Source organism: Christiangramia oceanisediminis, assembly GCF_022570735.2.
Lineage (GTDB): Bacteria > Bacteroidota > Bacteroidia > Flavobacteriales > Flavobacteriaceae > Christiangramia > Christiangramia oceanisediminis.
Genome location: NZ_JANCNS010000001.1, coordinates 1,496,951 through 1,509,544 on the forward strand (window position 1 = coordinate 1,496,951; position 12,594 = coordinate 1,509,544).

Consider the following 12,594-nt stretch of genomic DNA (forward strand, 5'->3'; position numbering starts at 1 on the left):
TTAAAAATAAATCGATATGAAGAGAATTTTAGTAACCGGAGGAGCTGGTTTTCTGGGTTCGCATCTGTGCGAACGACTCCTGAAAGAAGGAAATGAAGTGATTTGCCTGGATAATTATTTTACCGGGACCAAGAAAAATATAGTTCATCTTTTGAATGAACCATATTTCGAACTGGTGAGACATGATGTAACAATGCCTTATTTTATAGAAGTCGATGAGATCTATAACCTGGCCTGCCCGGCATCGCCAGTACATTATCAGTTTAATCCAATTAAGACGATTAAAACTTCGGTGATGGGAGCTATTAATATGCTGGGTCTGGCAAAAAGAGTGAAAGCCAGGATACTGCAGGCCAGTACCAGTGAGGTTTATGGTGATCCCGAGATACATCCACAGCCTGAAAGTTACTGGGGCAATGTAAATCCAATTGGACCAAGGTCTTGTTATGATGAGGGAAAGAGATGTGCAGAAACCCTGTTCATGGACTATCATACCCAGAATGCTGTGGATATTAAAATAGTAAGGATCTTCAATACCTACGGGCCGCGAATGCATCCACATGATGGCCGGGTAGTTTCTAATTTCATAGTTCAGGCTTTAAAAGGAGAAGATCTTACCATTTATGGAGATGGTAGTCAAACCCGGTCCTTCCAGTATGTTACAGATCTCATTGATGGAATGATTCGCATGATGCACACACCCAGGGGGTTCCTGGGGCCGGTGAATATTGGTAACCAGAACGAATTTACCATCGCTGAGCTGGCCGCAAATATTATCGAACTAACAGGGTCGTCTTCTAGAATTGTATATAAAAAATTGCCAAAAGATGATCCAAAAATGCGACAACCGGACACATCTTTAGCCCGGCATGAGCTGGAAGGTTGGGAATGTAAGGTGCAATTAAGAGAGGGATTGCAGGAAACAATATCTTATTTTGATTCTGTACTTTCTAAAAATGAAGTATTCAGGAATGTTATAAGGGTTTGAGAAGCCCAAGGTCAAATCTGTGTCTTCAGTTTCCCTAAAATTTCTTTAGCCTTCCCGCCCCGGGAATACCATGATATTCATCTGCTTTTTAAGCCAGGATTTCAAGTTTAACCATAGAAAACGTTAGAAAATGAAAATTTCAATAATTACGGTGGTTTATAATAATGTGGATACTATTTCAGAATGTATTCGCTCAGTTTTAAATCAATCTTATAAGAATATAGAACTGGTCATTATTGATGGGGGTAGTAGCGATGGTACCCAAAAGGAGATCGAAAAGTTCCAAGATAAACTGGGTTATTATATCTCCGAAAAGGATAAGGGAATTTTTGATGCCTATAATAAGGGGATACGAAAAGCCTCTGGAGACGTTATTGGCATTTTGAATTCAGATGATCTGCTTTTTGGAAATGAAACCATAGCCAGGATAGTAGCTGCTTTTAGTAATTCGAATGCCCATCTGGTTTATGGTCATGGCATGTATATAGGAAAGAGAAATTCAAAATTGATAAAACGTATTTATTCATGCAGGAAATTCAGGAAAGGATTTCTTAAATACGGATGGATTCCATTACACCCCACTATCTATGTCAAAAAAGAGGTCTACCAAAAACACGGATGGTATAGCCTGGACTATTCCATAGCGAGTGATTATGATATGTCGCTTAGATGGTTTGAAGATGAACACTTAAAAAAAGAATTCCTGAATGAATGGATCGTGAAAATGAGGATGGGTGGAAAAAGCACCACTTTGAATCTTCAAAAGCGCAAATCCACTGAAGATCTTGATATTATTCAGAAACATAGGCTTTTAGGAGTTTTTACGCTGTTCTGTAAAATAGGCAGAAAAGTACCGCAATATGTGCAACCACGATTTATGAACTTTGATTCGATATTGAAGTTGCCAGTTTCCCTTGAAAGATAAAATATCAATATCTAAAAAGTATTTGAGTTCGAGAAAGGGGAGAAAAGAATAGTTCTGCTGAGAGAATCAATAAAAGGGAACGAAGAAAATGGGAGCTGTGAGAAGTATCAAAGGGTCAGATTTTATAATTCCTATTTCATTAGGGATTCACTTGCTCATATTAAATCTTACGTTATATGTAATGACCCCAGAGACCTATATAGATAGGTTTGCCATAATTTTCTATAACCTTGGCTGGATTGTGATATCCATCATTTTAAGCTTCTATACGCTTGAGCGGAAGGAACGGTTTATTACGAGGTTTCACAAGTTTGTGATGCAGTACTTCATATTCACCCTGGCATATTTCGCAGTATTCGCTTTCCGTGAAGTTGAGCTAGACGCCAGGCGCCAGCTAATTATTTTAACTGTTATATTTTTCCTGTTAGCGATATTCAGATGGACATTTTTCAGGGTAAGAAAATGGTACAGAAAAAATGGAGGGAATTATGTAAATGTAGTGGTTATAGGTTGCGGAAGGAATTTTAACAAAGTCAGGAAGATTTTCCACCGTTCTGATTATGGTTATAGATATCTTGGTTATTTCCACCATTTCGAGACAGAAGCGAAAGATTACCTGGGAAACTTTGATACCTGTTTCGATTTTATCATTAAAAATAAGGTAGATGAGATCTATTGCCTGGTCTCGGAATTATCAGATTGCGAGGTGAAAAAACTGATACACTTCGCCGATAACAACTTTAAAAAGCTGAAGCTTATTCCAGATAATAAAGGGATATATACCAGATCCATGTATGCCGAACTCTTCGAAACATTACCGGTTCTGAACATAAGAAGTTCAGCTCTTGAGTTGAATTATGCCAGGTTTGGCAAGCGGGTTTTCGACACTGTTTTCTCTCTACTGGTGATCATATTTATAATGTCATGGTTAATGCCTCTTGTTTATATCGCGATGAGGCTGGAATCCAAAGGTCCTTTGTTCTTTAAACAATTACGGCATGGATATAATCAGCAATCCTTTTACTGCTATAAATTCCGTTCGATGAGGATTAACGAAGACGCCAATGCTAAAATGTGCACAAAAGGTGATTGCCGGGTGACACGTGTAGGACGATTTTTACGCAAAACCAGCCTTGATGAATTCCCTCAGTTTTTTAATGTTCTCAAGGGTGATATGAGTGTAGTGGGACCCCGTCCTCATATGGAAGCTCATACTATGGAATATTCAAAATCTGTTAATAAATACCTGGTAAGACATTACGCAAAACCTGGAATAACCGGCCTTGCCCAAATCAAAGGTTATAGAGGAGAAATCAAAAAAAAGTCGGATATTATTAATCGTACCAGGCTGGATATCTTCTACTTAGAAAAATGGTGCCCCATTCTCGATTTTAAAATTATTTATCAAACCGTGTACAATTGTTTTCGCGGTGAAGAGAATGCATACTAAAATTAGTTAAACACCAAAAATTCTTTTATTATGAAGCCCTCCCTAACCCATTGTATTTCGGGCATTTTTATGCTCATTGTATTTAGTTCCTGTGTATCCCGTCAGGAGATAGTTTATTATCAAAATGACCTGGATAATGTAAACTTCGATTTAAATAAAAACCTTAAGATTCAGCCTAACGACCAGCTTACTATTCGGGTATCCACACCCGAGCAGGAGGCTGCGATTCCGTTTAATCTAACCAAATCGGTTACCTCCCAGGCAAATATGGGGGCTAATGTAGAACTGGAGACTTATATGGTGGCAGCAGATGGCACCATAGAATTTCCAGTTTTAGGGACCATAGAGGTAGAAGGTCTCAATACTTTCGAATTATCAAAAAAAATTAAGGATGCGATCTCCATATATGTAAAAGATGCCATAGTAAATGTAAGGGTCCTTAACTTTAAGATTAGTGTACTGGGAGAAGTGCAGAATCCTGGAACTTTTATTATTCAGGATGATTATATCAGTTTAACCCAGGCCTTAGGCATGGCTGGTGATATGACCATTTTTGGCAGGAGGGATAATGTGATGGTGGTTAGGGAAAATGATGGATCCAAAACCAAGGCCTATCTCGATCTTACAGACTTTAAAACGGTGGATTCACCTTACTTTAACCTAAGGCAAAATGATGTAGTATACGTGGAACCCATAGGAACCAGGAGACAATCAGCCGGTGTTATTAATAATGCATCTGGATATATAGCTATTCTATCATTCCTTATTTCAACCGTAATACTGGTAACAAACTAATATCATGTCTTATACAGATAATAATTCGGTACGACAACAGGTTAGAAAATTCAACCTTCGTAAGGAGCTGCAGAAGTATCTTAAATACTGGTATTGGTTTGTGATAGGTGTGATTCTTTCGGTAATTGGAGGTGTGACCTATGTTCGATATTCTACTCCGGTGTATAGTGCTTCAGCAAGTATCATAATCAATGAGGAGTCCGGAAGCGGTTCCAGTTCTGAAATGCTTGATGTAGGTCTCGCCGCCGGTCTTAAAACAAACAATCTTGAAAAGGAAATTGCGATCCTTAAATCAAGGAGGTTGATGAAGCGCGTGGTTAAGGCATTAGACTTAAATATTTCCTATTACATTGAAGGTCAGGTTAGGGATGTGGAATTATATAAAGACCTTCCTTTTGACCTTAAGATCCTAAAGTTCAATGAAAATGAAGAACAGGGTACAGGAGGAGGAAGTTTCGAAATTTCCTATTCAAAGGGTAAATTGTCTATAATTGATTTGAGTAATCTTAAAGAAGTCAGGGCAAGCCCTGACTCACCAATAGACCTGGGTTTTACAAGTGTGGTGATTCATCCTGAAAATGGGGTGGAAAACTTTTCTCCTATTATTGTGAATTTTACAGATCTCGAAAAAGCAGCAGATAGGTATCGTACCCGTTTACAGGTCTTTAAGGCCGAAAATAATTCTAATGTAATCAATCTGGTGCTCGAAGATCCCGTTGTTGAGAAAGCGAAAGACGTCATAGACCAGGTCATCTTTGAGTTTAACCGGGATGCCATTGAAGATAAAAATCTACTGGTAGGAAATTCTGCTAATTTCATCAACGACCGCCTGGATATTATCAACGATGAACTGGAATATATCGAATCTGGAAAAGAGGAGTTTAAGGAAAGCAATCGCCTTACCGATATACAATCTGAGTCCCAGATGTTCGTTCAAACGGCAAGTGAATATAATCAAAAGCGACAGGAAGTAGGCACCCAACTCGAACTGGTGAATGCCATGCTGGATTATCTTTCTTCCAGCTCCAATTCAGAACTGCTGCCTGCAAATCTGGGAATTCAGGAAAGTGCCGTTAATTCCCAAATTGCTGAATATAACGATCTGGTGCTTCAGCGCAATCGCATCATGAAAAGCTCGACCGAACTGAATCCCGCAGTTATTAGCATTAATGATAACGTAACTCAGATCAAATCTAATATTCTTCAAAGCCTGCAGAGATTGCGTAATAATTTGCAGATCTCACAAAATGATCTAAGCAGGCAGGTTCAAAGCATTGGATCTAAAATCCTGGCAGTTCCTTCCCAGGAACGGGAGTACAGAGGTATCGAACGGCAACAGAATATCAAAGAGGCGCTTTACCTTTTCCTTTTGCAAAAAAGAGAGGAGAATTCACTGGAGCTGGCGGTGACGGCACCCAAGGCCAAAATTGTGGATAATGCCTTTAGCTCCGGGTTTATAGTTTCACCTAATTCAAGAAGCATTTTGCTTGGATCGGTTATACTGGGTCTCTTTCTTCCTTTTTCTGTGATTTACGTAAGAGATCTTTTAGACAATAAAATTCGAAATCGTGAAGATGTTGAGGAAATAACAAGAGATATTTCCATAATTGGAGAATTGCCAGCCGTAAAAAATAAAGAAGATCTTCAAATTGAACACAATGATCACTCCATGCTTTCAGAGGCATTTAGATTCCTAATTACCAATTTACATTTTCTACTGGTGAATTCTGATGACCAGAGTAAGGGCAAGAATATTTTGGTTACCTCTACTATCAAAGGGGAGGGCAAAACTTTTACAGCACTTAATCTTGCCCTTATTCTAAGTTATAATGATAAAAAGGTATTACTGGTGGGAGCCGATCTTCGAAACCCCAAATTGAATGAATATCAAAAAAACAAAAGTACCGGAAGGGGTTTGAGCGACTATCTTGCCAATGCCGAACAGGATATCAGGAATCTTATCAAAACGTCAAAGTTCAATCCTAACCTTGAGATCCTTGGGTCGGGGAGTATTCCTCCAAATCCTTCTGAACTTCTAAGACAAAAAAAGCTGGATACAGTATTAACCGATCTTAAGAAGGAATATGATTATGTCATTATAGACTCGGCGCCTACCATGCTGGTGACAGATACGCTATTACTCAATAAATACGCCGATGCTACCCTGTTCGTGATCAAAGCGAACTTCACTGATAAAGATGTACTGAATTATGTTTTGGAATCTAATAAAAGGGGGGTAATGCCAAACGTATCCTTTATACTCAACAACGTCTCAAAAAGTGACCTTGGTTTTGGGAATAAGTACGGTTATGGTTATATGAATAGCAAAAAATCAGCTTTTCAATGGCGAGCTTTTCTGCCTTTCTAATATTCGTACGATATTGAAAATAAAAATCCCACTAATTTCTAGTGGGATTTTTATTTTCAACCTTTTCGGTCCAGAATCGAAATTACTTCTTCTGAATTTTTGGCAATCCTATTTCTAACCTATTTTTTAATTGAAAAGTTATCCTTTGCTTAGTCAAGCTCAGGCAATTTATAATTGCTTAACGGGCTATCCTGTTTCATCAGTGCTTCGATCTCCTCCGATTTACGAGGCGCTTCACCCGAAAGGTTTATTGGCCCGTTTTCGGTAATAAGAATGTCATCTTCAATTCTTACGGCAATTCCCCACCACTTTTCATCACAGGGGCTACCTTCCGGAATATAAATTCCTGGCTCCACGGTTAGTACCATATTAGGCTCGAATTTTCCATAAACTCCGGGATCGTGTACGTCCAGGCCAATGTGGTGTGAGGTGCCATGAGGAAAATACATATGCTTGGCATTCACGCTGTCGATTATGCCGAGTTCCACAAGCCCTTCGTTGATGATCTTTTTGGTGGCCACATTGGTAGCGCTTATCTCGTTTCCAACCTGGCAGGCTTTAATCCCGGCTTCCTGGGCTTTGTAAACCAGGTCATAGATCTTCTTTTGTTCCGGGCTAAATTTGCCATTTGCAGGGATGGTCCTGGTAACATCGGCTGTGTAGCCATGGTATTCTGCTCCCAGGTCCATTAAAACAAGGTCGTTCTCAACCTTTGTTTTGGAATTGTCTATATAATGCAACACACATCCGTTTTCACCGGCACCAACTATCGAAGGATAACCTTCATACTCACTACCGTATTTTTTGTAAACATATTCGTGTATTCCCTGAATCTCGGTTTCAGACATGCCTGGATGCATGGCTTTCATAATCTCTCTTTGTCCCTGGGCCGAGATGCGTACAGCTTTAGTGAGTAATTTCAGTTCTTCTTCGGTCTTTACCTGTCTCAATTCTGCCATATATTGATTAAGGATCTTGGTATCGATATTGGCGGTTTCAGGCTTTACCTCTCTGCCCTGGTTGATTTCGATATTCACATTCTTATCTTCTGAAGTTTCCTTTGTAATTGCCATTTCATATCCGGTTTGATTCTTGAAATGACTAATCAGGTCAAAAAGATCTGATTCATCCCTGGTATTTCGATAATCATTCTGAAATGGCTTCAGCATTACCTTATCAAAACCCTTGAAATTGATCTTGTTTTCCAGGAATTCAGAATTATTGAAAGCCTGCTCAAATCCTAATTTCGATTTTGTGCCTTCGGCGCCAAGCCTTCTGCCGGTCCACATTTCAGCAAACTCATTTTTTGGCTGTACATAGATCATTTCATTAAAACTATTGCCATTTTCATCTGATTGTTCTTCAGAAAACACCAGCAATACAGCGTGAGGCTCCCTGTAACCGGTGAGGTAATAGAAGTTCGGGTCCTGGTGATAAACATAGTCCACATCATTCGCACGGTTTCTCACTGCATTAGCAAAAAATACGGCAACCGAGTTTGGCGGCATTTTTTCTCTCAAGGCCTGTCTTCTCTCTTTATGGAATTCTGAAGATAAAAAATCGGTTGGCTGGTTTTCCTGAGCAAAAATGATGCTCGAAACCAGGAATAAACAAATGCTGAAAAACGCTTTCATGGGATAAAAATTTGATTGTCTAAAAATAGCATTTTTCCCCATAAAATTAGGCAGGCTAGCCCTGTTAGATCAATTGCTGGAAAAAGAAGATGAAAAAAAGTAAAAAATTTTTGCGTCTTTTTTGATGCTTTCCAGTCATGGTAGAAAGGAAGAATAAAAATCAAATTTCTATCATTATGAAAACATTTCACGTACACATCAGGGTAAAGGATTTACAGGAGAGTATGAACTTCTATACCGCGCTGTTCGCAAAACAGCCAAGCGTTCAAAAATCAGATTATGCAAAATGGATGCTTGATGATCCCAAAATAAATTTTGCCATTTCTAATGGTCATGCTGAAAACGGGATCGAACACCTGGGGATACAAACCGAAAGTAAGGAAGAACTTCAGGAAGTTTACAGGAATTTTGAAAGTGCAAAAGGAGAGATCTTCGAAGAAGGCGATTGTTCCTGCTGCTATTCAAAGAGTGAAAAATCCTGGATCACCGATCCTCAGGGGGTAGACTGGGAAGCTTTTTTCACCTATGGCGAGACCACTGTGTATGGGGAAGGCAGGAATGCAAAAAAATCTCCTGAAAGTATGGAAAACTGGAAAAAGGATGAATCGGCCGTGGCCTGTGACGGAAGTTGTTCTGCTTAAGAAAACCTGGCATAAGAAAGCACCTCAAAGAGGTGCTCTTCTCTTTTATTTCCCGCTTTTTTGCAAAGGTTTGCAGCCTGATTTTAACTGGAAACCGGTAAGGTTTCCCTTGTCGTTGATTTCAACATTTCCACATTCGAGGATCTGTTCTTTTAACTTCTGGCGTGCCCGTTGTATCCTTGTTTTGGTAGCGGTAAGGCTTAATCCCAGTAAGTTGGCTACTTCCTCCTGTTTTAATCCCTGGATGTCTGAAAGCTCCAGTGGCTTACTGTACTTCAATGGAAGAAGATTGATGAGCGAACTCATTAATTCAGCGGTTTCCTCATAAGTAAGATCTTCTTCAATCGCTTTAAAATCACTTTTTATTTCGGTGGTTTTGTTTTCCTGTTTAAAATGATCCATACAGGTGGTGTAGCAGATCTGGAAAAGCCATGATCGAATGTTCTTAATATCTCTCCCGGAACAACAGGAAGCATACACTTTCATAAGTACCTCGTGAGAAAGATGGTTTGCGGTATCTGCATTCTTCACGAACCGGAAAATATAATTTCGCAAGGCATCCTGGTATTTTAGCCAGTGTTCAGAAATATCTTTATATCTGTTAAGCTCCATAAAAAATCGATTAGGAATTAATCTAAAATTCTGAAAAATAGGGATAGGTCCTATGTTTTAATCGAAATATTTTTTCAAAATATAGGCGATCCCGAAGGTGCTGATAAGCGAAAAACTGCCATAAAGAATTGCAATGAGGCTAAGATCGGGTTCTTCGAGCAACTGGTTGGCAATATATAAGGCCAGAACGCTGTTCTGAAGCCCGATCTCTATGGCAATCGTATAGGCCGAATCCTTGTTAAGCCTCAGTTTTCTGGAAATGAAATAACCGGCAAGCATACTTATAAGATTAAAAAATATCAAAGGAATGAACAACGGGATGTAATCCAGGTAATGAACATCTTTGGTGGAATCGTCAAAAAAGATCACAAAGACCACGGCCACGAGTAACATGGAAGGAAGTATATACTTCAGGGGTTGGTGCAGCCTTGTGCGTTGCGATTCACTTAATAGATTTCCGATTAAAATTCCGGCCAGGACCGGGGCCACCACGCTGGTGGTGATCTGTTGCATGGTTTCCCAGAAGCTCAGGTTTACGGTTCGGCTATCCGATCCAAAAATGAAATAGCTAAACTGGATTATTAGCGGAATGGTGAACAGGATCAAAAAACTATTGAACGCGGTCATGGAAACCGAAAGCGCCACCCTTCCCTTGAGCATTTTGGTCACCAGGTTAGAGGCCGTTCCGCCAGGACAGGCGGCTAACAGCATGATTCCAATTTTATACATTGGATCCATCGGCCAGAAATAGATCAGCGCCAGGGCGATAATAGGCAATAGCAGGATCTGGCTTGAAAGTCCCACCAGGATGGCTTTTGGGTACAGGAATACCCTTTTAAAATCTGAAAATTTCAATTCCAGGCCTATTCCAAACATGATGATGGCAATGGAAGCCGGCATGATAATGTCTACGAGGTTTGGCAATCGGTTGGATTAAAAATGATTGATTAGTTGTGACGGTTAAATTAAAAATTAAAGGCTGAATGCTTTCTAAGAGAACGTTAATAATCAGCAAATCCTAAAAAATACTAGTGGGTTTAGTTTCTTGTGTAGATTAGGTACTTTTGTGGCGGTAAGGAATTAGGGCTAATTTCCTTAATTTTGAGCTATCTCAAATAGAAACTATTTCAGTTACTGGATAAATATGATCATAAACCTGCTTAAGAAAAGTCTTCCGTTTTTCGCTTTTTTCCTATGTTTCCTGGCTCAGGCTCAAATTTATGATCCGGTTCAATGGGAAACCCAGGTCAGGGAAATTTCTGAGAATGAATATGAGCTGGTAACAACCGCCATAATCGAACCTGGCTGGCATTTGTATTCCCAGGATGTTCCTGAGAACGGACCGGTCCCCACTTCCTTTACTTATAATTTGGAAAATAAGGCTGAGCTGATAGGCGAAACCACCGAAGAAGAAGGAACTGAAATTGATGATCCTATCTTCGAAATGCGGATCAAATATTTTGATGAGGAGGCAGAGTTTGTCCAGAGAATATCGGTAGGTGAAACAGTAGGTTCCATTACTGCCGTTGTAGAGTATATGGTGTGCGACGATGAACGATGTTTACCGCCTACTGAAAAGGATCTCACCTTTATCATCAATGAAAATTTGGCTGCTGAAGAAGTGGCCAAAGATCCAAATGCAGCCGAAGAAACTAAACAGGAGCAGCAGGAGAGCGTTGCAGATATGGATCAACCTGAAGAAAAACGTTCCTTCTGGGGCATATTTATAGTAGCCTTTTTATCGGGCTTCGCAGCGCTTTTAACACCCTGCGTATTTCCTATGATCCCCATGACCGTGAGTTTCTTTACCAAGCAAAGCAAATCAAGAGCTGCGGGGATAAGGAATGCCATCTTCTACGGAGTTTCTATCGTGGTGATCTACGTTTTACTGGGCTCCCTCGTTACCCTCATCTTTGGAGCTGATTCGCTGAATGCTCTTTCTACCAATGTCTGGTTTAATTTAGCATTTTTCGTACTTCTTATTGTATTCGCGACCTCCTTCATGGGCGCATTCGAAATAGTACTCCCAAGCAGCTGGGGAACAGCCATCGATTCAAAAGCCGATAAAGGTGGTTTAATTGGTATCTTTTTTATGGCCCTGGCCCTGGCCATCGTATCTTTTTCCTGTACCGGGCCTATCGTTGGGACTTTATTGGTAGAGGCCGCTTCTAAAGGTGGGATCGCCCCAATAATAGGAATGTTGGGATTCTCCCTGGCCATTGCCCTGCCGTTTGCCCTTTTCGCTGCCTTCCCGGGCTGGCTGAACAGCCTTCCCAAATCTGGAGGCTGGCTTAATACTGTGAAAGTGTTCCTGGGATTCCTGGAACTTGCACTGGCTTTCAAATTCCTTTCAAATGCCGACCTGGTTCTGCAGTTACACCTGCTGGAACGCGAGGTTTTCCTTGCGATCTGGATCGCGATATTTGGTGCTCTGGCCTTTTATTTATTTGGAAAGATTCGCCTGCCACATGATTCCCCGCTTGAACATATTTCAGTTGGAAGATTATTGATGGGTCTTGTGGTGCTTTCCTTTACGATCTACCTGGTGCCAGGCCTTTGGGGAGCACCCTTGAAAATTATAAGCGGATTTCCACCACCGCTTCAGTACAGTGAATCACCTTACGGGGTAGGAAACTCAAAAGGATCTTCGGCTGGAATCAGCAATGAACTTCCCGAAGGTGCCAAATACGGTCCCCACGACCTGGTGTCGTTTCATGATTATGAAAAGGGCCTTGCCTATGCAAAAAAAGTAGACCTGCCTGTACTGGTAGATTTCACCGGTCATGCCTGCGTGAATTGCAGGAAAATGGAAGAACGGGTGTGGAGCGAGCCAGAAGTGCTTGAAATTTTAAGAAATAAAGTGGTTTTGGTATCGCTTTATGTTGATGACAAGCGTTCGCTTCCGGAGTCTGAGCAATATATTTCTGAAACTACCGGAAAGGAAATCGAGACAATTGGAAATAAGTGGAGTGATTTTCAAATCGAACGCTATGAGGCGAATGCCCAGCCTTATTATGTAATGCTGGATCATTCCGAAAAAAAACTGGTAGCGCCATCGGCCTATGAACCAGATGCCAATGAATTCCAGGCATGGCTGGAAAAAGGACTGGAGAATTTTAAAGAAAATGGGTCATCCGGGTCCACTATTTTTTCTGAAAATTCCGAATCGGTTTTCCAGTAG

Annotated in this window: 10 protein-coding genes; 7 read left to right on the forward strand and 3 right to left on the reverse strand. The window is 40.4% G+C overall.

The features are described from left to right. Positions 1-16: 16 nt before the first annotated feature. The 5 genes from MKO06_RS06675 (at position 17) to MKO06_RS06695 (ending at position 6,526) form a co-directional block, all read left to right on the forward strand. Complete coding sequence (locus tag MKO06_RS06675; protein ID WP_241549987.1) at positions 17-988, forward strand: UDP-glucuronic acid decarboxylase family protein; 972 nt, start codon at positions 17-19, stop codon at positions 986-988. Between the two features lie 130 nt (positions 989-1,118). Beyond that, positions 1,119-1,913 (forward strand): glycosyltransferase family 2 protein, encoded by a 795-nt coding sequence (locus MKO06_RS06680; RefSeq protein WP_241549988.1) that lies wholly within the window; start codon positions 1,119-1,121, stop codon positions 1,911-1,913. 181 nt (positions 1,914-2,094) lie between these two features. Beyond that, on the forward strand, positions 2,095-3,363 hold the full coding sequence (locus MKO06_RS06685; protein WP_241549995.1) for an exopolysaccharide biosynthesis polyprenyl glycosylphosphotransferase: 1,269 nt from the start codon (positions 2,095-2,097) through the stop codon (positions 3,361-3,363). Between the two features lie 30 nt (positions 3,364-3,393). After that, the gene (locus MKO06_RS06690) at positions 3,394-4,158 is read left to right on the forward strand and encodes a polysaccharide biosynthesis/export family protein (protein WP_241550004.1); all 765 of its coding nucleotides are present in this window, start codon (positions 3,394-3,396) and stop codon (positions 4,156-4,158) included. Positions 4,159-4,162: 4 nt separating this feature from the next. Then, on the forward strand, positions 4,163-6,526 hold the full coding sequence (locus tag MKO06_RS06695; RefSeq protein ID WP_241550010.1) for a GumC family protein: 2,364 nt from the start codon (positions 4,163-4,165) through the stop codon (positions 6,524-6,526). A gap of 149 nt (positions 6,527-6,675) precedes the next feature. Here the strand turns inward: MKO06_RS06695 and MKO06_RS06700 are convergent, their stop codons facing one another. Next, a complete protein-coding gene (locus MKO06_RS06700) occupies positions 6,676-8,160 on the reverse strand; it encodes an aminopeptidase P N-terminal domain-containing protein (RefSeq protein WP_241550011.1) in 1,485 nt (494 codons plus the stop codon). Between the two features lie 176 nt (positions 8,161-8,336). Here MKO06_RS06700 and MKO06_RS06705 point away from each other — a divergent pair, with 176 nt between their 5' ends. After that, positions 8,337-8,801 carry an ArsI/CadI family heavy metal resistance metalloenzyme gene (locus tag MKO06_RS06705; protein WP_241550012.1) on the forward strand — a complete coding sequence of 155 codons (465 nt, stop codon included), beginning with the start codon at positions 8,337-8,339 and terminating at the stop codon, positions 8,799-8,801. A gap of 45 nt (positions 8,802-8,846) precedes the next feature. On the opposite strand, the gene MKO06_RS06710 is transcribed toward MKO06_RS06705, so the two are convergent. Continuing rightward, complete coding sequence (locus tag MKO06_RS06710) at positions 8,847-9,413, reverse strand: sigma-70 family RNA polymerase sigma factor (RefSeq protein ID WP_241550013.1); 567 nt, start codon at positions 9,411-9,413, stop codon at positions 8,847-8,849. Between the two features lie 57 nt (positions 9,414-9,470). After that, on the reverse strand, positions 9,471-10,337 hold the full coding sequence (locus tag MKO06_RS06715) for a bile acid:sodium symporter family protein (RefSeq protein WP_241550014.1): 867 nt from the start codon (positions 10,335-10,337) through the stop codon (positions 9,471-9,473). A 220-nt stretch (positions 10,338-10,557) separates the two neighbouring features. Between MKO06_RS06715 and MKO06_RS06720 the strand changes: the two genes are divergently transcribed. Next, complete coding sequence (locus MKO06_RS06720; protein WP_241550015.1) at positions 10,558-12,594, forward strand: protein-disulfide reductase DsbD family protein; 2,037 nt, start codon at positions 10,558-10,560, stop codon at positions 12,592-12,594.